Annotated in this window: 21 protein-coding genes and 1 tRNA gene; 13 read left to right on the top strand and 9 right to left on the bottom strand. The window is 65.4% G+C overall.

Going from position 1 to position 23,571, the window contains the following annotated elements; translation table 11 throughout:
- Nucleotide 1 precedes the first annotated feature (1 nt).
- A complete protein-coding gene (locus tag U0025_RS23850; RefSeq protein WP_004210257.1) occupies nucleotides 2–1,324 on the top strand; it encodes an oligogalacturonate lyase family protein in 1,323 nt (440 codons plus the stop codon).
- A gap of 21 nt (nucleotides 1,325–1,345) precedes the next feature.
- Here the strand turns inward: U0025_RS23850 and U0025_RS23855 are convergent, their stop codons facing one another.
- The gene (locus tag U0025_RS23855) at nucleotides 1,346–1,915 is read right to left on the bottom strand and encodes a helix-turn-helix domain-containing protein (protein WP_004210258.1); all 570 of its coding nucleotides are present in this window, start codon (nucleotides 1,913–1,915) and stop codon (nucleotides 1,346–1,348) included.
- Between the two features lie 133 nt (nucleotides 1,916–2,048).
- Between U0025_RS23855 and U0025_RS23860 the strand changes: the two genes are divergently transcribed.
- The 3 genes from U0025_RS23860 to U0025_RS23870 all read left to right on the top strand — a co-directional run bounded on the left by U0025_RS23860 (nucleotide 2,049) and on the right by U0025_RS23870 (nucleotide 4,381).
- A complete protein-coding gene (locus U0025_RS23860) occupies nucleotides 2,049–2,720 on the top strand; it encodes a murein L,D-transpeptidase catalytic domain family protein (protein ID WP_037490921.1) in 672 nt (223 codons plus the stop codon).
- Between the two features lie 239 nt (nucleotides 2,721–2,959).
- The gene (locus tag U0025_RS23865; protein WP_004210260.1) at nucleotides 2,960–3,691 is read left to right on the top strand and encodes a hypothetical protein; all 732 of its coding nucleotides are present in this window, start codon (nucleotides 2,960–2,962) and stop codon (nucleotides 3,689–3,691) included.
- 27 nt (nucleotides 3,692–3,718) lie between these two features.
- Nucleotides 3,719–4,381, top strand: a complete 663-nt coding sequence (locus tag U0025_RS23870; RefSeq protein WP_323156744.1) for a hypothetical protein — start codon at nucleotides 3,719–3,721, stop codon at nucleotides 4,379–4,381.
- Nucleotides 4,382–4,386: 5 nt separating this feature from the next.
- On the opposite strand, the gene U0025_RS23875 is transcribed toward U0025_RS23870, so the two are convergent.
- Nucleotides 4,387–5,061 carry a hypothetical protein gene (locus U0025_RS23875; protein WP_004210264.1) on the bottom strand — a complete coding sequence of 225 codons (675 nt, stop codon included), beginning with the start codon at nucleotides 5,059–5,061 and terminating at the stop codon, nucleotides 4,387–4,389.
- A gap of 196 nt (nucleotides 5,062–5,257) precedes the next feature.
- On the bottom strand, nucleotides 5,258–5,455 hold the full coding sequence (locus tag U0025_RS23880; RefSeq protein WP_004210265.1) for a hypothetical protein: 198 nt from the start codon (nucleotides 5,453–5,455) through the stop codon (nucleotides 5,258–5,260).
- A gap of 293 nt (nucleotides 5,456–5,748) precedes the next feature.
- On the opposite strand from U0025_RS23880, the gene U0025_RS23885 reads away from it, so the two are divergent.
- The gene (locus U0025_RS23885) at nucleotides 5,749–6,285 is read left to right on the top strand and encodes a DUF4136 domain-containing protein (RefSeq protein WP_004210267.1); all 537 of its coding nucleotides are present in this window, start codon (nucleotides 5,749–5,751) and stop codon (nucleotides 6,283–6,285) included.
- Nucleotides 6,286–6,298: 13 nt separating this feature from the next.
- Nucleotides 6,299–6,931: a YidH family protein gene (locus tag U0025_RS23890; RefSeq protein WP_004210268.1), complete on the top strand. Its 633-nt coding sequence runs from the start codon at nucleotides 6,299–6,301 to the stop codon at nucleotides 6,929–6,931.
- A 39-nt stretch (nucleotides 6,932–6,970) separates the two neighbouring features.
- On the opposite strand, the gene U0025_RS23895 is transcribed toward U0025_RS23890, so the two are convergent.
- The gene (locus U0025_RS23895; RefSeq protein ID WP_004210270.1) at nucleotides 6,971–7,600 is read right to left on the bottom strand and encodes a DNA-3-methyladenine glycosylase family protein; all 630 of its coding nucleotides are present in this window, start codon (nucleotides 7,598–7,600) and stop codon (nucleotides 6,971–6,973) included.
- Between the two features lie 76 nt (nucleotides 7,601–7,676).
- Between U0025_RS23895 and U0025_RS23900 the strand changes: the two genes are divergently transcribed.
- The gene (locus U0025_RS23900; protein WP_004210272.1) at nucleotides 7,677–7,994 is read left to right on the top strand and encodes a 2Fe-2S iron-sulfur cluster-binding protein; all 318 of its coding nucleotides are present in this window, start codon (nucleotides 7,677–7,679) and stop codon (nucleotides 7,992–7,994) included.
- A gap of 9 nt (nucleotides 7,995–8,003) precedes the next feature.
- Here U0025_RS23900 and U0025_RS23905 read toward each other — a convergent pair whose 3' ends face one another.
- Both U0025_RS23905 and rlmB read right to left on the bottom strand, forming a co-directional pair.
- Complete coding sequence (locus U0025_RS23905) at nucleotides 8,004–8,771, bottom strand: hypothetical protein (RefSeq protein WP_004210273.1); 768 nt, start codon at nucleotides 8,769–8,771, stop codon at nucleotides 8,004–8,006.
- A gap of 85 nt (nucleotides 8,772–8,856) precedes the next feature.
- Entirely contained in the window at nucleotides 8,857–9,597 is a 741-nt protein-coding gene (rlmB, locus tag U0025_RS23910) for a 23S rRNA (guanosine(2251)-2'-O)-methyltransferase RlmB (RefSeq protein WP_004210274.1), read from the bottom strand.
- 103 nt (nucleotides 9,598–9,700) lie between these two features.
- On the opposite strand from rlmB, the gene U0025_RS23915 reads away from it, so the two are divergent.
- The 4 genes from U0025_RS23915 to katG all read left to right on the top strand — a co-directional run bounded on the left by U0025_RS23915 (nucleotide 9,701) and on the right by katG (nucleotide 15,008).
- Nucleotides 9,701–9,786: transfer RNA gene (locus U0025_RS23915), tRNA-Tyr, on the top strand.
- Nucleotides 9,787–9,871: 85 nt separating this feature from the next.
- A complete protein-coding gene (locus U0025_RS23920; RefSeq protein ID WP_004210275.1) occupies nucleotides 9,872–10,192 on the top strand; it encodes a DMT family transporter in 321 nt (106 codons plus the stop codon).
- Between the two features lie 161 nt (nucleotides 10,193–10,353).
- Entirely contained in the window at nucleotides 10,354–12,639 is a 2,286-nt protein-coding gene (locus U0025_RS23925) for a glycoside hydrolase family 3 N-terminal domain-containing protein (protein ID WP_004210276.1), read from the top strand.
- A 131-nt stretch (nucleotides 12,640–12,770) separates the two neighbouring features.
- Nucleotides 12,771–15,008 (top strand): catalase/peroxidase HPI, encoded by a 2,238-nt coding sequence (gene katG, locus U0025_RS23930; protein ID WP_004210278.1) that lies wholly within the window; start codon nucleotides 12,771–12,773, stop codon nucleotides 15,006–15,008.
- Between the two features lie 316 nt (nucleotides 15,009–15,324).
- On the opposite strand, the gene U0025_RS23935 is transcribed toward katG, so the two are convergent.
- Nucleotides 15,325–17,523, bottom strand: a complete 2,199-nt coding sequence (locus tag U0025_RS23935; protein WP_004210279.1) for a TonB-dependent siderophore receptor — start codon at nucleotides 17,521–17,523, stop codon at nucleotides 15,325–15,327.
- A 646-nt stretch (nucleotides 17,524–18,169) separates the two neighbouring features.
- Between U0025_RS23935 and U0025_RS23940 the strand changes: the two genes are divergently transcribed.
- Nucleotides 18,170–19,045 carry an OmpA family protein gene (locus U0025_RS23940; protein ID WP_004210281.1) on the top strand — a complete coding sequence of 292 codons (876 nt, stop codon included), beginning with the start codon at nucleotides 18,170–18,172 and terminating at the stop codon, nucleotides 19,043–19,045.
- Between the two features lie 198 nt (nucleotides 19,046–19,243).
- On the top strand, nucleotides 19,244–21,112 hold the full coding sequence (locus U0025_RS23945; RefSeq protein WP_004210283.1) for an ABC-F family ATP-binding cassette domain-containing protein: 1,869 nt from the start codon (nucleotides 19,244–19,246) through the stop codon (nucleotides 21,110–21,112).
- A gap of 72 nt (nucleotides 21,113–21,184) precedes the next feature.
- On the opposite strand, the gene U0025_RS23950 is transcribed toward U0025_RS23945, so the two are convergent.
- Nucleotides 21,185–22,279: an AI-2E family transporter gene (locus tag U0025_RS23950; RefSeq protein WP_004210284.1), complete on the bottom strand. Its 1,095-nt coding sequence runs from the start codon at nucleotides 22,277–22,279 to the stop codon at nucleotides 21,185–21,187.
- 49 nt (nucleotides 22,280–22,328) lie between these two features.
- On the bottom strand, nucleotides 22,329–23,564 hold the full coding sequence (locus U0025_RS23955; RefSeq protein ID WP_004210287.1) for a YceI family protein: 1,236 nt from the start codon (nucleotides 23,562–23,564) through the stop codon (nucleotides 22,329–22,331).
- Nucleotides 23,565–23,571 lie beyond the last annotated feature (7 nt).

Genomic DNA, 23,571 nt, shown 5'->3' on the forward strand with positions numbered 1-23,571 from the left:
GATGAAGACGATGATGATTGGCCTGATGGCGGCGCTGACCGTAAGCGCGGCGCCCCCGGCGCTGGCCAAGCCCGTGGCCGAATGGGTCGACCAGACCACCGGCCACCGCGTGCTGCGGCTGACCGACACGCCGGGCAGCGCCAGCCTCTATTTCCACCAGAACAGCTATACGCCGCAGGGCGACAAGATGGTCATCTCCACCCCCGACGGCATTTCGGTGCTGACGCTGGCGGACTGGAGCATCAGGCCGCTGGTCAAGGGCAAGGATATCCAGCTGCTCTTCACCGGGCGCAAGACGCGCACGGCCTATTATGCCAGCCACAGGCGCGATGATGGCGCCGGCGCGACGACGCTCTATGCCGCCGACATCGACAGCGGCAAGGTGCGCAAGATCGCGACCGTCGATCGTGGTTCGATCGGCTCGATCAATGCGGACGAGACGCTGCTGCTCGGCCAATGGGCGGCGAGCGACAAGCCGCTCCAGCCCGACGGCACCCAGAAGCGCGCCGCGCCGGAGATCAAGCAGCAGTTCGGCCAGGCCAACTACGCCGCCAACGGCCCGGACGGAAAGCCGCTCAGCTTTGCCGAGGCAAAGGAAGTGCGCCTTAACGAGCGGTTGGAAGCGCGCATCCCGATGGAGATCTTCACCATCGACATCCGCACCGGGGAGCGCAAGGTGGTGGTCGCCTCGACCGACTGGCTCAACCATATCCAGTTCTCGCCGACCGACCCCGGCCTCATCATGTATTGCCATGAAGGCCCCTGGCACAAGGTCGACCGGATCTGGACGATCCGCACCGACGGCAGCGGCCAGCAACTGGTCCACAAGCGCACCATGAACATGGAAATCGCCGGCCACGAGTTCTTCTCGCCCGACGGCAAGTGGATCTGGTATGATCTCCAGACGCCTCGTGGCGAGGTGTTCTGGCTCGCCGGCTATGAATTGGCGACCGGGCATCGCCAGTGGTTCAAGGTCGACCGCAACCAATGGTCGGTCCATTACAACCAGGCGCCCGATTTGAAGCATTTCTCCGGCGACGGCGGCGACAGCGAAATGGTCGCCCATGCCCCGGACGGCAAATATCTCTATCTCTTCACGCCCCAGGCCATTCCCGACGTCGCCGGCATCCATGCCGACAATGCCGCCGACCTGATCGCGCCGGGCACTTTCGGCGTCGAGAAGATCGTCGACATGCGCAAGCATGACTATCGGCTGGAGCCCAACATCACCTTCACGCCCGACGGCAAATGGATGATCTTCCGTTCCAACATGGATGGCGCGCCGCAAATCTACGCGGCAGAGATTGCCAAGACGGCGGGCTGATCGGCGCGGGACGATGCCGGATCAGCCGGCATCGTCCTCGCTGTGCATGATGTCGGCGCGGGTGATGGTGCCGCCCTGGCTGTGGACCACGGCCAGCCGCTTGCGGCCCTTGTCGCGGAAGCTGATCTCGCCGCTGTCGATCGCGGGATCGGCGATCATGATGAGGGCGTCGAACACGCCACGCGCCTCGCGCAATTCGCTCAGGATCGTCAGCAGTTCGTGGGATGTGATGCGGGTGCCGCCTTCGCTGTCGGGCATCTGCTTCTCGATGATCCGGTGCAGCGCCTCGACGATCGCCAGCGTCGGATGCAACCGCTCGACAGGCACCGGCGGGGTCAGCGGCACGGCGCGAACATCGGCCAGCGCCAGATAGGGGTCGATTGCGCCGGGGCCGAAGACCTGCTCGATATTGGCAAGGGTCACGGCGTCCAGGTTGCTCGCCTCGTTGCGCGCATTCTTGACCGTGCCGGCCGAACAGCCGATCCGCTCCGCCAGCTGGCTGTCGGACAGGCCATGGGCCTTCTGGATGCGCCGCACGATGGTGGCGACCGCTTCCCGATAGATGCCGTTCGATAGCCGCGTTCCGGCCATGTCCCGCTTCTCCCGCTTCGACGTGCCCCGCCCGCCAAAAATGCCGGGCCGGACGGATGTGCGCAAGACTTTGTGCGCGGCGCCCGATTCCGGCAAAGACCTTGGCGGGGCCTGCACCCTAGTTGCACCATCCATGAACCCCGATCGTCGCCGTTTTCTCCTTTCCGCTTCCGTTCTGGTCGCGGGCGCTGTTGGCACCGCGCGTGCCTCCGCGCCGGGGCCGATGCGCGCGCTGAAACCCATGGTGCCGGCCCAGCCGATCGCGCCGCTTGCCACGCCCACCCCGCCGGCGCTGGTGAAGCCCGCTTTGTTTGCGCAGGCGCGCGCGGCGCTGGAACGGCATCCGCAGATCGTCAACCGGCACCGCATGGCGCTGGTCGATTTTGCTGCGCCCTCGTCGGAGCCGCGGCTGCATATCGTCAACCTGCTGGATGGCACCACCACCTCCTATCTGGTGGCGCATGGCAGCGGATCGGACCCGGATCATAGCGGCTGGCTGGAGCGCTTTTCCAATGCGCCCGGTTCCAACGCCTCCTGTTCGGGCGCATTCCTGACGGCCGATCCCTATGTCGGGAAACATGGCCCGTCGCAGCGCTTGCAGGGGCTCGATCCGACCAATGACAATGCGATGAGCCGGGCGATCGTGCTGCATGGTGCCTGGTATGCCGAACCCACGCTGGCCGGTGCGCGCGGCAAGCTGGGGCGCAGCCAGGGCTGTTTCGCGGTCGGCGACAGCGTCCGGTCGCAGGTCATGGCCCAGTTGGGCCGGGGCAGCCTGATCTACGCGGCCAAGCTGGTCGTCTGAATTCTGCCATAAGCGCGTCGCCCCAATCGGCGCGCGGGTCCGTGCCGCCGCTTAACCCCTTTCGCGGTGGGCACCATGGCCGTCCGGGAGCGGTGCTTGCATCGCTCCCGGACTTTATTTCTCGGTATTTTCCCTGAGCCCTATCCACGGCTTTGCCGAATGCGCCGCGCCAGCGTTGCTGTAGCATGCGGCCGTCTGCGACTCCGCTTTCCGGCGTCGCAGGAACAGGGGAAAAGAGGATGACGCGTTTTTCGACATTGTTGTCGGTGACCGCCTTGCTGGCGGCTGCCCTTCCGATCTCGCCGGCCCATGCGGCGCCGCCGCGCGATGTCGACGATCTGGTCGGCGCGCGAGGCTCTTCGGGGGAAAATGCGCTCCAGTCGCGCGGCTATCGCATCGCCAAGCAGAATGGCCTCACCAACTATTGGTGGAACAGCGCGAAGGACCAGTGCATCCGCGTCGTCACCTATAATGGCCGCTATGATGCGATCGACAGCGCATCGGATGGCGATTGCGGCCATGGCGGCGGCAATACGGCCGCAGCGGCAGTAGCCGGCGTTGCGGCGATCGGCCTGATCGCGGCGCTTGCCAGCCACAAGAAGAGCCATAATGACAGTTCGGCCCAGCATGACAGCGAATATGAGCGCGGCTATCATGACGGCCTGTATGGCGGCGACTATGATCGCAACGACAGCGAAGCCTATCATTCGGGCTTTTCGGCGGGCAATGCGGAGCGGAGCAATCGCCTCGCCGCCAACAGCCAGATCGTGCGGGGCGCGCCGGCGGCGGCGCAGCGCGCCTGTGCCCGGCGCGGCGACGAGTTCCAGAATGTGCCGGCGGGCAGTTCCGTGCCGGTCAGCGTCTATCCGCAAGGTGGGGATCGCTATGAGATCATCGTCGCGTCCGGCCATTATCGCTCGCGCTGCACTGTGACGGGCAATGGCAATGTGATGTCGATGGACCCCTATTGAACGAAAGGATGCATCATGAGGAATGCCATGATTGCGACCGTCGCGCTGTCGGCACTGGCCATGCCGGCCATCGCCCAGGCCCCGGTGCGCAGCGAGCGGGTGCAATTCGCCAGGGGGACCGCCTCCAAGGTTATCAAGGCGTCGCTCAAGGGCTATGACATGGTCGATTATCTGGTCGGCGCGCGGGCGGGCCAGACCATGAATGTCCGGCTTCAGACCAGCAACGCCTCGAATTATTTCAACGTGATCGCGCCCGGTGCCGGGGATACGGCGATGTTCGTCGGCTCGTCCGCCGGCAACAGCTTTTCCGGCCGCTTGCCCGCCAATGGCGATTATCGCATCCGCGTCTATCTGATGCGCAATGCCGCCCGCCGCAATGAAGTCGCCAATTATACCCTGACCGTCAGCGTGCAGGCGCTGGCGGCGACCGCGGCGCAGGTGATGCCGGCGGCGACCGGCCCGGCGCTGACGCCCGGCAACATGCCCGCTTATTGCCGGGGGGAAGTGTCCGGCCAATATGGCACCCGCCCGACCTATGTGAAGACCGGTGCGATCGCCAGGGCGCCCGGTGGCTTCTTCATCGACGGCACGATCGACAAGGGCAGCGAGGGGATCAAGCGCTTCCGTTGCCGCTTCGACGCACAGCGTCGCTTCGTCGACGTGATGGCGATGACGCCGGACGGCGAATAGCCGGATCAGCCGCCCAGGATCAGGAAGCTCGCCCCGCTGTTGATCAGCGAGGCGAGCAGCCAGGTGCCCAACGCTGATCGGAACGCCTTGCCGGTCGATTTCCGGGTGCGACTGCGCAGCCAGATCGTCTCGATCCGCAGATACCAGCTGATTGTCACCAGCATGATGACCAGCGCGGCAATCGCCCAGCCGACATCGCCAAGGCGCGCCAGGATTGACGCGATGCCCAGCACCAGCGCGGCCGGCCCGGCAATATAGCATTGGGCGTAGAAGGGGCGGCGCAGCGTGTCGCGGTTGAGCGCCAGGCCCTGTGCCTTCAACCGTCGCACCGCGAACATCAGCGGATAGATGGCGAAGAGGAAGGCGCGCAGCACCAGCAGGTTCATTTCCGACGCGGTGATTTCCTTGCCGATGCCGGTGGTCGCGACCTCCGGCATCTTCTGGTGCGACGCCACCTCGATCAGGTGCGACAGCAATATGGTCAGCATCAGGAACAAGGGCGGGCTCAGCATGTCGGTAAATTGCTGGTCCGGCGCATCCTCCAGTTCCTTGTCGGAATAGCGCAGCATCTGGATCGGGTGGCGGATGGTCCGCCATAGGGTGCGGGGATAGAAGACCAGCCAGCTCATCGCCTCATAGAGAAATTCTTCCAGCGACTGGAACAGGCGTAGGAAATCCATCGATACTCCCGATCATGAGGAAGGCTGGCATTCCGCCGCCGGGGCAGGGGCGTGCCGCCGGGCAGGGTTGTGCAGGCGAGCTGGGCAGGCGTTGGTGCCGCCTCGGCCGAATGTTTCCCGGTTCAGCGCAGGCCGGTTCAGCGTGAATCCGTCAGCCTGTTCAACACAGGCCCGTCCGGCTCGGATGATGGCCGCGCTAGCGGTTGCTGGCGAGCTGCTGCCCGGCGCGCGCCGCCGGCTTGTCCGCGGTCAGATCGTCGAGCCAGGGCATGGCCGGTGGCGCCAGTCTGACGGTGGGGGTTGCATCCTGCGGCGTGCCCATGCTGCTTGCCGTGGCCAGTGCCACACAAATGCCGGCGCCCGCTGCGACCATTGCAGGCCAGTCTCTTACCATCGCACACAGCTCCCTCTGCTGGGCTGCGATCGGCAGGAAAAGTTTCGCGATTGGCGCCGCGACTCACCCGTCCGAACGCTGGAATAAGGGATGATCGCGCATTCGCGGGCATCGCGCCATAGCGGATTTTCCGGGGGTCGGGCGATCGTCCCGCTTTGGTCCGACCGCGGCTCTCGGGCGCCGCTTTACGCCATTGGTTAGGGATATCCGGGGCGGTCCCTAGGGGAGAATCCCGATGGCTGGCCCGGCGTCCGCTTGGCTATGCCCAGGGATATTCAAAGGGAGGTCGCGATATGATCAGGCGCATATTCGTCACGGGTCTGCTGCTGGCGCTGGCAGGCTGTGCCACCACGCCGCGGGTCAATTATGATGCCGATCCCGCCGCCAATTTCGCCAGCTATCGCAGCTATAGCTGGGCGTCGATCAATGTGCCGCAGGGCATGAACCCGCTGCTGTTCCAGCGGGTGAAGGCGTCGATCGACACCGCCCTCGCGGCGCGGGGCTATAGCCAGGCCAACCCCGGCGAATTTGCCATCGGCTTTACCCTGGGCGCCCGCGACCGGGTGGAGGTAACCGATTTCGGTCCCTACGCCACTTATTATCGTCCCTGGGGCGGGTGGGCCGGCTGGGGCGGCTATCGCAATGTCGATGTGCGCAACGTGACCGACGGCACGCTGACGGTCGACATTTATGACACCGGGACGAAACAGCCGGTCTGGCACGGCACGGCCACGCAGGAGGTCAGCCGCAAGAGCCCCGACCAGGCGACAATCGACAAGGCGGTGACCGCCGTGCTCGCCAATTTCCCGCCGCCGATCAAGCCGAACTGACAGGAGGGGGCATATGGCCGAATCGCAGGAACCCAGGGGCGCGCCCATCCGTCCGGCCCGCAATGTGGGCGAGCCCGTGCCGCCCATTCCGTCGGTCGACATGAGCGATCCCGAAGGGGCATCGACCGCCTATTCGCATTTCCGCACCGGCCTGTCGCGCCATCGCACGGGCCTGTCGGAACATCGCACCGACCTGTCCGAATATCGCACCGACCTGTCCGGGCATCGCACTGAAATGTCGATGCGCCGGACCGGCATGTCGTTCCAGCGCACCCGGATGAGCGCGGACCGGACCCTGATGTCGGAAATGCGCACCGCGCTGTCCCTCATCGGCTTCGGCTTCACCATCAACCAGGCATTCCAGAAGATGCAGGACGCGGGCAGCATCCAGAATGTCAACGCGCCGCGCAATTTCGGCGTGGCGCTGCTGGTGTTCGGCATCGTGCTGCTGGCCGGCGGCATCGTGCGCCATGTCCAGTTCGCGACCGAATTGCGGGATCGGCGCAAGATCATGACGGAGGATGGCCTGATTCACTCCGACAGCCGCTTCCCGATCTCGGTGACGCTGGTGATTGCGCTGTGTCTGCTGGCGCTGGCGCTGGCGGCGGTGCTGGGCATCGTCTTCAACATCGCCCTGCTGGGCTGAAGCGCGGGCAGGCGGGCGGGGCCTGTGCCCCGCGGCGTCTCAGCTCTGCAGCATGTCCTGCCCGCTATTATAATGGTGCCAGGCCATGATCGCGGCGGCGCCGCGATGCGGCCGCCATGCTTCGGCGAGATCGCGGGTCAGCTTCTCGCTCGGCCGCTCGCCCAGGCCCAATATCCGCCCGACCGCGATCTGCACCGCCAGGTCGCCGGCCGGCCAGATGTCGGGGCGGCCTTCGGCGAACAGCAGATAGATTTCCGCCGACCAGCGGCCGATCCCCTTGATCTGCACCAGTTGCGCGATCGCGACTTCATCGTCGGCGGGGAGGGCATGCAGGTCCAGCGTGCCGTCCACGACCAGTTCGGCCAGGCTGCGGGCATAGCCCTGCTTCTGCCGCGACAGGCCACAGGCGCGCAACGCATCGAAATCGCGCGCCAGCAGCGCTTCGGGTGTGCAGCCCACGCCCAGCTCCGCCTCCAGCTTGCGCCAGACCGCTGCGGCGGAGGCGACGCTGACCTGCTGGCCGACGATGGTGCGCAGCAACGTCTCATAGCCCGGCTCGCGCACGCGCGGCACCGGATAACCGACGCTGGCGATCGCCGCGCCGAATGCCGGCTCCGCCGCAGCGATGAAGTCCAGGCTGACGCGCAATTCTTCCGCCGTGCTTACCATGTCCGCCTGTCCAGCCCTTGATTTCGCCGTCGCTGTCGGTCAGAGCGGCGGGGATAAGTCCAAAAGGAATGGGTAGATGCCGAAGCTGATCGTGGTCAACCGTGATGGTGCCGAACAGACTGTTGAGGGGGACAAGGGTCTCTCGGTGATGGAAGTCATTCGCGACCATGGCTTTGACGAACTGCTCGCGCTGTGCGGCGGCTGCTGCTCCTGCGCGACCTGCCATGTCTATGTCGACCCGGCCTTTGCCGACGCCCTGCCGGCGATGAGCGAGGACGAGAATGACCTGCTCGACAGCAGCGATCATCGCAACGAGACCAGCCGCCTGTCCTGTCAGGTCGTGCTGAGCGATGCGCTTGACGGTCTGCGCGTCACCATCGCGCCGGAAGACTGATCCCTTATTTCAGGGCCTGACCCGCAACGTCGCGGCCGGCGCATCGCCGGTCAGCGGCGTGATGGTCCATGTGATGCGCTTGCCCTCCGGCACGGTGGTTGCGCCATCTTCCTGATTCTGGCTGACGATCTCTGCATCGGTGGTCAGCGTGAACGTGCCGTTCAGCGCCTTGGCCGCCGCGTCGCCCGATCCGCCGCCCATGCCGGCCGGCCCCTGGCTCTTGTCGAAACCGTTGGAAAAGCCCGGTGCCTTCACCCGCACCCGGTCCGCCCCGCGCATTTCCACCGCGACGAAGGGCAGCACGATCTGCGCGTCGATGTTGAAGGGGAAGAGGAAGGCATGGTCCAGCCTTCCGCTGATCGCATAGTCGATCGCGAATTTGTGATCGCCCAGATACTGGACCGACCGGAACCCCTTTTCCTTGGTGAGCGCGCTCGCCATCGCCTGCATCTGCGCATCGTCGCCGCTGGCCTTGTCGAACTGGGGCTCGGCGGGCGGGGTGGGCGTCTTGCTCTGGCTCTGCACCACCTTCTGCAGCACGGCCTCCTCGCCCTCGGGCGGGGCGACGCCTTCCAGCGGATCCTCCTCCGCATCGCTGTTCAGGCCGCCCAGCGCCTTGTCCATGTCCGACGCCAATATCTCGCCCTTATAGGCAAAGGCGAAGCTGCGGTCGGCGCGGATGTCGAGGGTGGAGGTGAAGCTGCCGGGGGTCACCAGGCATCCGGGCAGCATCAGCAGCGCCGCCAGTGCGCCCGCCGCGCGGGACAATAGGACCATGGCGAACCCCCGTTCGTCTGCGCGACGATATGGGCGGGGCAGGGCGCCCTACCCACATCGTCGCAAGATGGTGCCCGGCGGCCGCTTACCGGCTGGTGGCGGCGTACAGGGCGATCGCTGCCGCATTGGAGACGTTCAGGCTCTCCATGCGCGGGCTGATCGGCAGCTTAGCGATAATGTCGCAATGCGCCATGGTGTTGTGGCGCAGCCCTTCGCCCTCGGCGCCCAGCACCAGCGCGACGCGCGATTCGCCGATCGCGTCGGCCAGCACGGTGTCGCAGTCGCCGTCCAGGCCGATGCGCCAGTAACCAGCTTCGGCAATCTCTTCGAGCGCACGGGCCAGGTTCACCACCCGCACCCAGGGCACGGTTTCCAGCGCGCCCGACGCGGCGCGGGCCAGCACGCCCGATTCGGGCGGCGCATGCCGGTCCTGGGTGACGATGCACAGCGCGTCGAAGGCGGCGGCCGAACGCAGGATCGCGCCGACATTATGCGGGTCGGTCACCTGGTCGAGCACCAGGATCGGGCGCTGGTCGTCTCGTCCCTGTTCCAGCACGTCGCCCAGCCAGACATCGTCCAGCGGCTCGACTTCGGCGACGATGCCCTGATGCGGCGCATCCGACGGCACCATGCGGCCCATGTCGGCGACGTCGGAATAGACGATCGGCAGCACGGGCGGCAGATCGAGCGCGCCGATCGCTTCGCGCGTGCCCCATATCTTGCGCACGACGCGGTTCGGATTGGCGAGCGCAGCCGTGATGGCATGGCGTCCGTAGAAGCGGGGGAAGGCGCCTTTCGGCTTGCCGGTACGATGTCCTCTTTTCATGTTTTCGCTCTTTTCACATCACCCCATTGACAGGCAAGCCTCCATTCGCCATTGAGCCGCCTCCAGCGCGGCGGGACAGCAAATTTCCACCGCGTAGGGCACTGGACAGGTGGCCGAGTGGTTAAAGGCAGCAGACTGTAAATCTGCCCGGGTTTCCGTACGCTGGTTCGAATCCAGCCCTGTCCACCACTGCCCTCATCGGCGCGCCGCCTCTTTCGGGTTTCCGGTCCGCGCGCCGCTCCAGCCGAGCCCGTTACCGCAAGAGGAACGCCGCTTGGCCTGGGTCATTCTCGGCATTGCCGTATTCACCGAAATCATCTGGGCATTGAGCCTGAAATGGGCCGCAACTATCGGCAGCTGGCAGGCATCGGCCGTGCCGATCGGCCTCAGCTTCCTCAACATGGGCCTGTTGGCGCTGGCGATGCGCGATCTGCCGGCGGGCACCGCCTATGCGATCTGGACGGGCCTGGGCGCCGTGGGCGTCATCATCGGCGGCATGATTCTCTATGGCGATCGGGTCAACATGGCCCAGATCGGCTTCATGGCGATGATCGTGATCGGCGTGGTCGGTACCAAATTGTCGGCCCAGGCGTGATTGCTACTCCTAATTCGCGCGACATGATTCGGCGCATGGCCTGATCGCGGGATCGGGGCGCCGCGCCGCAGGCTTATTGCCGCAGCGCAACAAAATCGGCGCAAGTCCGTTTGTCTTCGGACAAGCCCCGTTCATTCTTCCCCGGTTACGCTCTCTCCCGCATGACTCTTGATCGCCGCGACCTCCTGATCCGCACCCTGGGCGGTGTCCTCGCCCTTGGTATCCCCCGCCGCGCGCTGGCGCAGGCCGACGTTGCCCGCGTCGATGACCTCATCGCGAAGATGACGCTGGAGGAAAAAGCCGGGCAGATGACCTGCCTCGCCGACAGTTTCCGCCCCTTCAACCCACCCAACCCGGCGGCCGGCATCCAGGACGAGAAGCGTCTGGCGGACGAGATTCGCAAGGGCCGGGTCGGCTGCCTGTTCAACGGTATCGGCGTTGCCGGCGCGCGTCGCGCGCAGGAGATGGCGGTCAAGAACAGCCGCCTGGGCATCCCGCTGCTGCTGGCCGGCGACGTGATTCACGGGCTCAAGACCATCTTTCCCGTGACGCTGGGGGAGGCTTCCTGCTTCGATCCCATGCTGGTGGAAAAGACGGCGCGGGTCATGGCGGTGGAGGCGACGGCGGCGGGCCTGCACCTTACCTTCGCGCCGATGGTCGATGTCGCGCGCGACCAGCGCTGGGGCCGGGTGGTCGAGGGCGCAGGCGAGGATGTCTATCTGACCGGCCTGTTGTCGGCGGCGCGGATTCGCGGCTTTCAGGGGCGCGACCTGCGCCGCGACGATTCGCTGCTCGCCTGTCCCAAGCATTTCGCCGCCTATGGCGCGGTCGCGGCGGGCCTCGAATATGGCAGCGTCGACATCAGCGACGAGACGCTGCGCGAAACCCATTTGCCGCCCTTCGGCAAGGCCTTTGCCGCCGGCGCGCTCACCACCATGGCCGCCTTCAACGAAATTAACGGCGTGCCCGCCACCGCCGACCGCGAATTGCTGACCGACATATTGCGCGGCGAGATGCAGTTTCGCGGCTTCGTCTTCTCCGATTACACCGCCGACGAGGAACTGGTCGCCCATGGCTTTGCCGAGGATGAGCGCGACGCCGCCCGCCTCGCGGTGCTGGCCGGGGTCGACATGTCGATGCAGAGCGGCCTCTATATCCGCCATATCCCCGATCTGGTAAAGAGCGGCGCGGTGCCGATGGCGACGGTCGATGTCGCGGTGCGCCGCATCCTTTATGTGAAGACCGCGATGGGGCTGTTCGACAATCCTTATCGCTCGCTCGACGAAGAGGTCGAAAAGGCGCGCATCGGCACGCCCGCCCATCATGCACTGGCGCGCGAGGCGGCGGCCCGATCGGTCGTGCTGCTCAAGAATGATGGCGTGCTGCCGCTCGATCCCGCTGCCGGGCAGAAGATCGCGCTGATCGGCCCGTTCGGCGAGGACAAGGCCAATCTCTATGGCCCCTGGGCCTTTTACGGCGATCCCGACAAGGGCATCGACATCGCCACCGGCCTGCGCGCGGCGATGCCCGATCCCGCGAAGCTGACGGTCGAACTGGGCTGCGCGGTCAACGGCCCGATCAAGGACGGGATCGCCCGTGCCGTCGCGGCGGCGAAGGCGGCGGACGTGGTGATCCTGGCGGTCGGCGAATCCCAGGCGATGTCGGGCGAGGCGCAGTCGCGCACGATGATCGAGCTGCCGTCCTCGCAACAGGCGCTGGCCGATGCGATCGCCGCCACCGGCAAGCCGGTCATCGTGCTGCTGCGCCATGGCCGCGCGCTGGCCCTGCATGACGGTGTCGCCAATGCCCAGGCCTTGCTGGCGACCTGGTTCCTGGGGTCGGAAACCGGCCATGCGCTGGCCGACATCCTCTTCGGCAAGGTCGATCCCTCGGCCAAGCTGCCGGTCAGCTTCCCCTGGGAAAGCGGGCAGGAGCCTTTCTTCTACGACCGCAAGTCGACCGGCCGACCGACCGTGGACAATGGCAGCACCGAATATAAGGCGCGCTATGCCACCACCGACAACAGCGCCCGCTTCCCCTTCGGCCATGGCCTCAGCTACACCGATTTCGCCCTCAGCGACCTGAAGCTCTCCGACACCGCGCTGCGCTGGGACGGCGCGGTGGAGATCACCGTGCGCCTCACCAACAAGGGCAAGCGCAAGGGCAGCGAGGTGGTGCAGCTCTATATCCGCGACCGCGTCGCCAGCCGCACCCGCCCGATCCGCGAACTGAAGCGCATCCAGCGCGTGACCCTGTCGCCGGGCGATTCCACCCAGGTCCGCTTCACCTTGTCGCGCACAGACCTCGAATTTGTCGGCGCCGGCAACCGCCGTATCGCCGAGCCGGGCCTGTTCGACCTGTGGGTCGGCCAATCCTCGACCGGCGGCCTGCACGGCCAGTTCACCCTCTACGCGGCGGTGCCGACTTCTCCGCCACCAAAAGGCTGAACTCTCCGATCCACCCTCTCTCATAGGAAAATCCGATCACTGTGACGGAATCGATTCGTTTCGATCCGCCGCCGCGCAGGACTACCCCTTTTCGCGCCTTGAACAGGCAGAACAGGACAGGGGAGAGAAACATGTCCACGACCCGCATTTCCACATTCGCCTTGGCGTGCGCGCTGCTCGCCAGCCCGGCGCTCGCCGCCGAGACCAAGCCAGCCGCCGCTGCCGCGCCCGTCGTCACCGAAAAGCCGGGCGGCATGACCAACAAGGACTGGTGGCCCAACCGCCTCGACCTCACCGCCCTGCGCCAGCATGAGGCGACCCGCGCCAATCCCTATGGCGCCGACTATGACTATGTGAAGGAATTCAACAGCCTCGACCTGGACGCGGTCAAGGCCGACATCCGCAAGGTGCTGACGACCTCGCAGCCCTGGTGGCCGGCCGACTATGGCCATTATGGCCCCTTCTTCATCCGCATGGCCTGGCACAGCGCCGGCACCTATCGCGTTGGTGACGGCCGCGGCGGCTCGGATGGCGGCGAACAGCGGTTCGATCCGCTCAACAGCTGGCCCGACAATGTCAGCCTCGACAAGGCCCGCCGCCTGGTCTGGCCGATCAAGCAGAAATATGGCCGGAAGCTCAGCTGGGGCGACCTCATGGTCCTGTCCGGCAACGTCGCGCTGGAGGATATGGGCTTCAAGACCGTGGGCTTTGCCGGCGGCCGCATCGATGCCTGGCAGCCGGACGTCGTCTATTGGGGGCCGGAAACCAAGATGATGGGCACCGAGCGCTCCAATCCCGACGGTTCGCTCAAGCGCTCGCTTGCCGCGACCACCATGGGCCTCATCTATGTGAACCCCGAAGGCCCCGGCGCCAATCATGATCCCAAGGGCGCCGCCGCCGACATCCGCCGCGCCTTCGGCAATATGGCGATGGATGACGAAGAAACGCTGGCGCTGATCGCGGGCGGCCACACCTTCGGCAAGGCGCATGGCGCCAAGAAGCCGGAGGAATGCCTGGGCGCGGAACCCGCCGCCGCCGGCATCGAGGATCAGGGCTTCGGCTGGAAGAACAAGTGCGGCAAGGGCAATGCGGAAGATACGCTGACCTCGGGCCTGGAAGGCGCCTGGTCGGCCACGCCGACCCAGTTCACCACCCAATATATCGACAATCTGCTGAACTTCGATTGGGTGAAGACCAAGAGCCCGGCCGGCGCGACCCAGTGGATCCCGACCGATCCCGCCACCGCCAACATGGTCCCCGACGCGCATGTGAAGGACAAGCGGCACGCGCCGATCATGTTCACCACCGACATCGCGCTCAAGGAAGATCCCGGTTTCCGCAAGGTGCTGGAAAGCTGGCAGAAGAATCCCGAGCTGTTCAGCAAGGCCTTCGCCCGCGCCTGGTTCAAGCTGACCCATCGCGATCTGGGGCCGCAGGCCCGCTATCTCGGCAAGGACATCCCGTCCGAAACCTATAGCTGGCAGGATCCGCTGCCCAAGGCGAGCTTCGCCCCCGTCAGCGCCGCCGATCAGGCCAAGCTGAAGGCCGCCATACTGGCGTCGGGCCTCACCGGGCCGGAACTGGTGCGCACCGCCTGGGCCTCGGCCGCGACCTTCCGCAGCACCGACATGCGCGGCGGCGCCAATGGCGCGCGCCTGCGGCTCGACCCGCAGCGCGGCTGGGCGGTCAACGATCCGGCGGAACTCAGCAAGGTGCTGGCGAAGCTGACCGCGATCCAGAAGGATTTCGCCAAGTCCGGCAATCAGGTGTCGATGGCCGACCTCATCGTCCTCTCCGGTAACGCCGCAGTCGAGCAGGCGGCGCAGAAGGGAGGCTACAGCATCACTGTGCCGTTCACGCCGGGCCGGGTCGACGCCGCGCAGGCACAGACCGATGTCGCCTCCTTCGCCTATCTGGAGCCCAAGGCGGACGGCTTCCGCAACTGGTATGGCCCCAAGGCAGAGGTCAGCCCGGCCGATGCGCTGGTGGACAAGGCCGATGCGCTAGACCTCACCGTGCCGGAAATGACCGTGCTGGTCGGCGGCATGCGTGCGCTGGGTGCCAATAGCGGCGGATCGAAAAATGGCGTGCTGACCACCCGTCCGGGCACGCTCAGCAACGACTTCTTCGTCAACCTGCTGACGATGGACACGGTGTGGAGCAAGTCGGCGACGCCGGGCCTCTATGACGGCAAGGACCGGGCCAGCGGCGCGGCAAAGTGGACGGCGACCCCGGTCGACCTGATCTTCGGCTCCAACTCCGAACTGCGCGCGGTGGCCGAAGTCTATGCCGAGGACGATGCGAAGGAGAAGTTCGTCACCGACTTCGTTGCGGCCTGGACGAAGGTCATGAACGCGGATCGCTTCTGAGGAATGAGCAACCCGGCGGCGCACGGCGTCGTCGGGTTCTTTGGATCGAATTGGCGGGAGCGACCAAGTTCGGACCTATTCCCCCTCCCGCAAGCGGGAGGGGGTTAGGGGGTGGGCTGGACATCGCGAAAGCCCACCCCGCTGCGACTAACGCGCTGCGCGCGCAAGTCTCGCTGCCCCTCCCGCCGGCGGGAGGGGAATGGCCGGGCGCCACCCCAAAACAACGTTGCGCCATTCCGGAAGCTGAACCTGCGTTAGCATCCATCCATCCCCAAACCAAAAGGGCGCCGCGGTCTCCCGTGGCGCCCTTTCAGCATCAGAACTTGTAGTTCGCGCTGATCGTGAAATTGCGCGGGGCGCCGTAGCGATATTGGCTGAACGAACCGGCCTGGCTGTAATATTTCTTGTCGAACAGATTTTCGACATTGGCCTGGAGCTGCAGCTGCTCGGTCACGGCATAGCGCGCCATCAGGCTGACCAGAGTATAACCGTCCTGCTGGAAACGGAAGGGCACGGCCGGCGTGGTGCCGGGGATGGTGCCGTCCGAATAGGCCTTGCTGCGATAATTGACGCCGCCACCGATGGTCAGGCCGGTCAGCACGCCGGGCAGGTCATAGGTGGTGAAGATCTTGAGCAGCTTGCGCGGCTGCGCGGTGTTCACGTCGTTGCCGTCCGGATCCTCGATCTTGAACTGGCTGTAGCTGGCATTGACGTTCCAGCCCGGCAGCGGCTGGCCGGTGGCTTCCAGTTCGAAGCCCTTGCTGGTGACACCCTCGACCGCGCGATAGGGCTGGAAGGTCTGGCCGTTGAGGATGATTTCCGGGCCGTCCATCTCGCCGACATTATCCTGCTCGATGCGGAACAGTGCGATCGAGGTCTGCAGCGCATCGCCGAAGAAGCTGCTCTTGAGGCCGATTTCATAGGCGGCGCCGTTCAGCGGATCGAGCAGGCGCTGTTCGCGGTCATACAGGTTCTGCGGCTGGAAGATCTTGGTATAGCTGGCATAGACGCGATGGTTCGACGTGATGTCGTACAATGCGCCGACATAGGGGATGAACACATTGTCGTCGCCATAGTCGCTCGGCCCGCTCCAGGCGAAGCCGCGCTGGTTCCAGCTGGCGATACGGCCGCCCAGGATGACCTTGAACGGATCGGCCACGTTCAGGCGGAACGCGCCATAATAGCCGGTCTGCTCGATCCGTTCCTGTTCGTTGCGCACCGCGTCGGTGCCCCAGACCGGCTCGGGAAAGGGCACGCCTTCCTGGCCGATCACCGGCACGTTCGTGGCCCACTCGTTATTCACGCCCGGCTGAGCGTTCGGTAAGTTGGGATTGAACTGGGTGAAGGGCGCCACATAATTGTCGGTGTGCCGCTTCAGCACGCTGTGCAGCGCGCCCAGCACGACCTCATGATCGCGGCCGAACAGCGCCACCTGGCCCTTCAACTGGGCGTCGATGCTGTTCTGGATGCTTTCACCCTTGGACTTGTAGGGGTTGGTGCCGTCCATCGTGCCGGTCGCCTTGTCGACGCCGCCATAGAGATAGAGAAGCTGCGTATCGCCGGTGGTCTTGAGCCGGTTGTAATTGGCGGTCAGGTTCCAGCGATCGCCAAATTCCTGGCGCACCGTGGCATAGATATTCTGGTTGGTGGTGTTCCAGTAGGTCCAGTCCGCCGCCGTGGTCTGCGACCGGGGCAGGTCGGTCAGCGTGCCGTCGGTGTAGAAGGTGGGCAGCGCGCCCCAGGTCGCGCCCTTGGGCTTGCTGTCCTGGTGGCTCATGCCGACGCGGATCAGCGTGCTATCGGTGACGTCTGCCTCGACCACGCCATAGAGGACCCACTTCTTGCGGTCCTGAATGTCGATGAAATAGTCGCCCTTTTCATAGCGCCCGACCAGCCGGGCGCGGATGCGGCCATCGGCGGTCAGCGCGCCGCCAATGTCGGCCGACAGGCGCCAGGTGTTCCAGCTGCCGATGCTGGCATTGACATAGCCGGTCAGGTCGGTGGCGTCGGCATGCTTGCGCACCAGGTTGACCGACGCGGACGGATCGCCCGCGCCCGACAGCAGGCCGGTCGCGCCGCGCACGACCTCGATCCGTTCATAGATGGAGACGTCGATGCTGGTCTCGCCATTGCCACCGGCCAGCGTCCAGGCGGCGGGCACGCCATCGACCTGGGTGTTGCGGATCTCGAAGCCGCGCGCGAAGAAGCTGTTGCGCACGTCGTCGACTTCGTTGGCGGATACGCCCACCGCATTGGTGATGACATCCTTCACGCTGATCAGATTCTGGTCGAGGATACGCTGCGCGGTCATGATGCTGACCGACTGCGGGGTTTCCTGCACCGTCAGGCCCAGGCCGGTCGCGGTGTCGATCTTGTCGGGCAGGGTATAGGTGCCGGTGACGACGATCTGGTCGTCGCGATTCTCATCGGCCGGTGCGGCATTGGTCTGGGCGGCGGCGGGAAGGGCGACGACGCACAGCGCGGCGCCGGCAAGCCAGTGATATTTGGACAGCATGAAGACCCCTGTTTTCTGGAAGGAAATTGGGCGTCGTCCTAAGGGATGTTGCGAGGCGATCGCAACAATAATGCGAATGCGTCGCAATGCTATTTTGCGCAAAATATGCGAATATTTCCCTCTGTGACCATATTGCCACAGATCCCGCCGTCGACCGGCGGGTGATGCGCGGCGCGGCTGCGGCCGGTCAAGGCGTCCCTCGGCCTGCTCCGCACGCCGGATCGTCAAATAATGTTTCAAGTCAATGTTATGAAAGCGCAAAAATAGAAATTCGGAATTTGTTCCGCGCGGAAGCTGATTTTTGTTTCACAACAACAGGGTGCTTCTTGGCGAAGTGTGTTGGAAATCTATAGCTGTCCTGACTCAAGTGGATCGCGTTAACACTTTCCGTCTTTGCCTTCGTTTCGTCGCATCATCCACTCATCTGGCCTGCGCAACACGGCCGGAACACGGGCTGTTCATGCAGCAGAAAGCCGGACACGAACAGGCAATGTGTCTGGCGCATCCCACGGCGCCAAGACGTCAAAATTTATGAAGGTCAGAAGAAGGGGGTTCTGACGGTTCGAAACGCCACCAGGCGGCCGCCGTCGGACGACAAGCTGCGATGCTGCAGGCCCGACCGATCGAGAAGTGAAGGAGCAGCGTGATGCCTATCATGTCCAAAAACCAAAAATATCTTGTGATGCTTGCCCTGCTGGCCGGGGCCGCCCCGGCCGCCGTCGTGGCGCAGGACCAGGCCCAGGACGCGCCGCCGGCCGATGTGTCGGCCAGCGTCGCCATGCCGGCCGCCGAACTGACGGAGGGGCCCGAGATCAAGGGCATCATCTCCGCGCGCAGCGGCGACCGGATGCAGGTGACCGCCGCCGACGGCAGCAAGAGCGTCATCACCATCAATGATGATACCAAGATCAGCGCCAGCAAGGGGCTGTTCGGCCTTGGCCGCGACCATCTGGCCGCGACATCGCTGCTGAACGGTCTGCCGGTGACGGTGAAGACCCTGCAGGCCGGCGAAGGGCTGCTTGCCAGCAAGATCGCCCTGCAGAACAAGGATCTCAAGACCGCGTCGATGATCAACAACGGCACGGCCCAGCGGTTCGACGAACAGACCGCCGCGACCGAGGCCTTGCGCGGCCGCATGGGGGAGATCGACCAGTATAATGTGAAGGGCACGACCAACGTCAATTTCGACACCGGCAAGGCGGTGCTGTCGGATCAGGCGAAGAATGACCTCTGCGCCGCGGCGACCTCGGCCAATGGCATGAGCAACGCGCTGCTGCTGGTCGTGGGCTATACCGACTCCACCGGCGGCGAAGAGCTGAATCAGGAGCTCAGCGAAAAGCGTGCCTCGCGCGTGGTCAATTATCTGCAGCAGGCGTGCGGCTGGAAGCCCTATCGCATGCTGACCCCCACCGGCATGGCCGAGGCCGATCCGGTGGCCAGCAATGACACGGTCGAGGGCAAGGCGCAGAATCGCCGCGTCGCGGTGAATATCCTCGTCAGCAAGGCCGTCGACGGCCTCTGACCCCTGCGGGGTGGGCCCTTGCCCACCCCCATTTTTGCGCTCCGATCGCGCGACTTCGCAAAAATCTTCTATTGCGAAGTGGTGACTGCGGACCGGCAGCGGCGCAAATGCGTCCTCTGCGACACTATATATTTTGCAGCTTTCGCAAGCGCGCCAAGCCGCTTCACCCCCCGCCGCACCTCTGCTACAGGCGCGGCCATGCTTAACTTGAACGGTATCACCGTGCGCCTGGGCGGCCGCACCATCCTCGACCGCGCCGGCGCCGCGCTGCCGCCGCGCAGCCGCGTCGGCCTCATCGGCCGCAACGGCGCGGGCAAGTCGACCCTGATGAAGGTGATGATCGGCCAGCTCGACCCGGACGAGGGCAGTTGCGACATGCCGCGCGACACCCGCCTGGGCTATATCGCGCAGGAAGCCCCCTCGGGCACCGCGACCCCGTTCGACACCGTGCTTGCCGCCGACAAGGAACGGGCCGAATTGATGGCGGAGGCCGAGCATACCGAGGATCCCGATCGTCTCGGCCATATCTATGAGCGGCTGACCACGATCGACGCCTATACCGCGCCCGCGCGCGCCGCCCGCATCCTCGTCGGCCTCGGTTTCGACGAGGAAATGCAGGGCCGTCCGCTCGACAGCTATTCGGGCGGCTGGAAGATGCGCGTTGCCTTGGCGGCGCTGCTCTTCTCCAACCCGGACCTGCTGCTGCTCGACGAACCGTCGAACCATCTCGATCTCGAAGCGACCTTGTGGCTGGAGAATTTCCTCAAGGCCTATCGCGGCACCGTGGTCATCATCAGCCATGAGCGCGATCTGCTCAACAATGTGGTCGACTATATCCTGCATCTCGAAGGCGGGAAGGTGACCCTTTATCCCGGCGGCTATGACGCGTTCGAGCGCCAGCGCGCCGAGCGCCTGGCCCAGCAGGAGGCGGCACGCGCCAAGCAGCAGGCCGAGCGCGAGAAGCTGCAGGATTATGTCGCCCGCAACTCGGCCCGCGCCTCGACCGCGAAGCAGGCCCAGTCGCGCGCCAAGGCGCTGGCCAAGATGCAGCCCATTGCCGCTGCGATCGAAGACCCCAGCCTGCATTTCGGTTTCCCAAGCCCCGCCGAACTGCGCCCGCCGCTCATCACCATGGACATGGCCTCGGTCGGCTATGACGACACGCCGATCCTGCGCCGCGTCAATCTGCGCATCGATCCCGACGATCGTCTGGCGCTGCTCGGCCGCAACGGCAACGGCAAGACCACGCTGGCGCGCCTGATCGCGGCGCAGCTGGCGCCGATGGAAGGCGCCATCAACAGCTCGGCCAAGATGAATGTCGGTTATTTCACCCAATATCAGGTGGAGGAGCTGGACGTCACCGACACGCCGCTGGAGCATATGACCCGCGTCATGAAGGGGGCGACGCCCGGTGCGGTGCGTGCCCAGCTTGGCCGTTTCGGCTTTTCCGGCGAGCGCGCGACGCAGAAGGTCGGCTCCATGTCGGGTGGCGAGCGCGCGCGTCTGGCGCTGGCGCTCATCACCCGCGATGCGCCGCACCTGCTGATCCTCGACGAACCGACCAACCATCTGGACGTCGACAGCCGCGAGGCGCTGGTGCAGGCGCTCAACGAATATTCGGGCGCCGTCGTCATCGTCAGCCACGATCGCCACATGATCGAACTGGTCGCCGACCGGCTGGTGCTGGTCGACAATGGCACCGCCCAGCCGTTCGACGGATCGCTCGACGATTATACCGACATCATCCTGCGCAAGGCGGACGGCAACCCGTCGGGCGGCGACGCGCCCAAGGTCGATCGCAAGGCGGACAAGAAGGCCGCTGCCGAATGGCGCGAGAAGCAGAAGACGCTCAAGAACGCGGTCAACAAGGCCGAGCGCGAGATGTCGACGCTGATCGCCGAGCGCAAGCGCATCGACGCCGTGCTGTCCGATCCCAAGAGCGCGACCGGCGCCGAGGCGAAGATGACCACCAGCGAACTCATGGTGAAGCGCGCATCGGTCGAGAAGAAGCTGGAAGCGGCCGAGGAAGTCTGGATGGAAGCCGGCGCGGCGCTGGAAGCCGGCTGATTCTCCGGCTTTAGACCCTGATTCACGCCATCGGTGAAAGCGCGGAGCGCTTCCACCTCAGACGATCAGGGTCTAGAATGTCAGCGGTGGCGCGCCCGCTTCGTGGGAGCGGGTGCGGATCACGATCTGCCAGGTGGCGATGAACAGGGCGGCGATCACCGGCCCGATGACGATGCCGTTGAAACCGAACAATTGCAGCCCGCCGAGCGTGGTGATCAGCACGACATAATCGGGGATGCGGGTGTCGCGGCCGACCAGGATCGGGCGCAGCAGATTGTCGACCATGCCGATCACGAACATGCCGCAGAAGATCAGGATCAGCCCCTTCCAGATCGCGCCGGTCGCCAGCAGATAGATCGCCACCGGTGCCCAGATGAGGCCAGTGCCGACGGCCGGCAGCAGCGAGAAGAAGCCCATCATCACGCCCCACAGCAGCGCGCCGGAAATGCCCAGTGCGCCGAACACCAGCCCGCCGATCAGCCCCTGCAGGATGGCGACGACGATACTACCTTTGATCGTGGCGCGGATGACGATGACGAATTGCCGCATCAGCGCGCGGCGATGCAGCACCCGCAGCGGCGCGGCCCGGTCCAGCTTGCGCGCCAGATCCAGCCCGTCGCGCAGCAGGAAGAAGGTGAGATAGAGCATCACTGTCAGCGCGATGAGGAAGCTGAAGGCGCTCTGGCCGATCAGGAAGGCCTGGGCCGCGACGGTGCGGAAACTGGCGGTCAGGCCGTCGGTCAGCAGCCGCTGGACCGCCGCGAAATTGGATATGCCCAGCCGCCGCAGGCCGATCGACGCCCAGTCAGGCAGCGCCGCCTGGAACTGCGCGAACATGTGGGGAATGTTGATCTTCCCCACATTGATCTGGGCGTAGAGCGCGGTCGCTTCCTGCACCAGCGCGATCGACAGGATGATGGCCGGCACGATCACGATGGCGATGATCAGCAGCAGCGTCAGCAGCGCGGCGCTGTTGCGATGGCCGGGGATCAGCTTGAGCAGTCCCTGGTTCACCGGGATGAACAGGATGGCGACGATCACGCCCCAGAGGATCGCCCCGAAGAAGGGCTCGACCACCAGCGCGAAGGCGATGGAAACCAGCACCACCAGGGCGACGAACACCCCATCCTCAATCTGCGTTCGGCGATGCCGGCTCTGTCGTTCCATGTCCGCTCTTTGGCAGAAACCGTTACGTTAATCCATGCATCGCATGGTCTTATTGCGTCTTGGCGTCAAAGTTGAAGGTCACCATCACTTTGGGATCAAGGCCGGTGCTGCTGTCGCCATTGCCCACGCCAAAGGGCAGGCGGGCGACGCTGGCCGATCCGCTGACCTTGCGGCTCTTGCCGCTGCCCGACAGGGTGAAGCGGATCGCCTGCGGCTTGGCCACGCCCTTCAGCGTCAGCGTGCCATGGGCGCGATAGCCGTTGGCGCCGCTCTTCTCCGCCCCCTTGGCAACGAAGGTCGCGGTCGGGTGGGCGGCGCTGCCGAAGAACTCGTCGCCCGGCAGCATGCCATCCTTGTATGCGTCGCCGACGCTGGCCGATGCCATGTCGATCGTTACCTTGATGTCGGCGCTTTCGGGATGGTCGGGGTCCATCACGACCTTCGCGGTCCATTTCGAGAAATTGCCGCTGATCGTCTCGCCGCTGTTGCCGACGGAAAAGCCGATCTTGCCGCCGGGTTGCACCGCCCAGGCCGGCGGCGGGCCGGCCGGTTCCTCGGCGACGGCCGCGGTCTCGTTCGCAGCCGGGGCGGCGGCATTGTCGCTCGCATTGCCGGCGGCTTCGACGGCATTGTCTTCGGCAGGCGCCTCGACCGCATTGGCGGCGGGCGCATCCGGCGCGACGGGCGCGGCACCCGGCAGGATCGCCCGGCCGAGCAGGAAGCCAACGAGGATCAGCGCGGGCAATCCCAGCAGCAAGGCGGTCGAGCGGCCCGGCACCATCCGCCAGATCAGCCCGTCGCGCATCAGCACATGATGGCGCAGCGCGCCCGCGACATGCAGCGCGACCAGCGCGATGCCGATCCAGGCGAGCAGGCTATGGCCACCTTCGGCCAGGCCATGGCTCGCCATTGGCAGCGGCAGATGGGGCAGGGGTATGACGCCGAAGAACAGGGTCGGCACCTTGACCTTGGCGGTCGAGACCAGCGCCCAGCCGGTCAGCGGCGCGCCCAGCATGAAGGCATAGAGGCCGACATGGACGCTGGACGCCAGCGCGCCCTGCCAGCCACCCTCCAGCTTGGCCGGGCGTGGTTTCCACCAGCGCACGCCGATGCGCAGCAGCGTCAGCAGCAGCACAGTGATGCCGATCGACTTGTGCAACTGGAACAGCGCAAAGCCGCGCGCGCCCAGACTGCCCAGCGCCCAGCCGACGGCGATCTGGAAGGCGAGCAGGGCGGCGATCGCCCAGTGCAAGATGATGGCGGCCAGGCTGTAACGCTGCGGCATATGGACT

Origin of the sequence: Sphingobium yanoikuyae (assembly GCF_034424525.1) — a bacterium.
GTDB lineage: Bacteria > Pseudomonadota > Alphaproteobacteria > Sphingomonadales > Sphingomonadaceae > Sphingobium > Sphingobium yanoikuyae.

Bases quoted from the DNA above. Each gene is read 5' to 3' on its own strand.
- U0025_RS23890 (WP_004210268.1), top strand. From the start codon at position 6,299: ATGGCCGAATCGCAGGAACCCAGGGGCGCGCCCATCCGTCCGGCCCGC.
- U0025_RS23895 (WP_004210270.1), bottom strand. From the start codon at position 7,600: ATGGTAAGCACGGCGGAAGAATTGCGCGTCAGCCTGGACTTCATCGCT.
- U0025_RS23855 (WP_004210258.1), bottom strand. From the start codon at position 1,915: ATGGCCGGAACGCGGCTATCGAACGGCATCTATCGGGAAGCGGTCGCC.
- U0025_RS23935 (WP_004210279.1), bottom strand. From the start codon at position 17,523: ATGCTGTCCAAATATCACTGGCTTGCCGGCGCCGCGCTGTGCGTCGTC.
- rlmB (WP_004210274.1), bottom strand. From the start codon at position 9,597: ATGAAAAGAGGACATCGTACCGGCAAGCCGAAAGGCGCCTTCCCCCGC.
- U0025_RS23850 (WP_004210257.1), top strand. From the start codon at position 2: ATGAAGACGATGATGATTGGCCTGATGGCGGCGCTGACCGTAAGCGCG.
- U0025_RS23865 (WP_004210260.1), top strand. From the start codon at position 2,960: ATGACGCGTTTTTCGACATTGTTGTCGGTGACCGCCTTGCTGGCGGCT.
- U0025_RS23900 (WP_004210272.1), top strand. From the start codon at position 7,677: ATGCCGAAGCTGATCGTGGTCAACCGTGATGGTGCCGAACAGACTGTT.
- U0025_RS23860 (WP_037490921.1), top strand. From the start codon at position 2,049: ATGAACCCCGATCGTCGCCGTTTTCTCCTTTCCGCTTCCGTTCTGGTC.
- U0025_RS23940 (WP_004210281.1), top strand. From the start codon at position 18,170: ATGCCTATCATGTCCAAAAACCAAAAATATCTTGTGATGCTTGCCCTG.
- U0025_RS23885 (WP_004210267.1), top strand. From the start codon at position 5,749: ATGATCAGGCGCATATTCGTCACGGGTCTGCTGCTGGCGCTGGCAGGC.
- U0025_RS23955 (WP_004210287.1), bottom strand. From the start codon at position 23,564: ATGCCGCAGCGTTACAGCCTGGCCGCCATCATCTTGCACTGGGCGATC.
- U0025_RS23905 (WP_004210273.1), bottom strand. From the start codon at position 8,771: ATGGTCCTATTGTCCCGCGCGGCGGGCGCACTGGCGGCGCTGCTGATG.
- U0025_RS23875 (WP_004210264.1), bottom strand. From the start codon at position 5,061: ATGGATTTCCTACGCCTGTTCCAGTCGCTGGAAGAATTTCTCTATGAG.
- katG (WP_004210278.1), top strand. From the start codon at position 12,771: ATGTCCACGACCCGCATTTCCACATTCGCCTTGGCGTGCGCGCTGCTC.
- U0025_RS23870 (WP_323156744.1), top strand. From the start codon at position 3,719: ATGATTGCGACCGTCGCGCTGTCGGCACTGGCCATGCCGGCCATCGCC.
- U0025_RS23950 (WP_004210284.1), bottom strand. From the start codon at position 22,279: ATGGAACGACAGAGCCGGCATCGCCGAACGCAGATTGAGGATGGGGTG.
- U0025_RS23945 (WP_004210283.1), top strand. From the start codon at position 19,244: ATGCTTAACTTGAACGGTATCACCGTGCGCCTGGGCGGCCGCACCATC.
- U0025_RS23880 (WP_004210265.1), bottom strand. From the start codon at position 5,455: ATGGTAAGAGACTGGCCTGCAATGGTCGCAGCGGGCGCCGGCATTTGT.
- U0025_RS23925 (WP_004210276.1), top strand. From the start codon at position 10,354: ATGACTCTTGATCGCCGCGACCTCCTGATCCGCACCCTGGGCGGTGTC.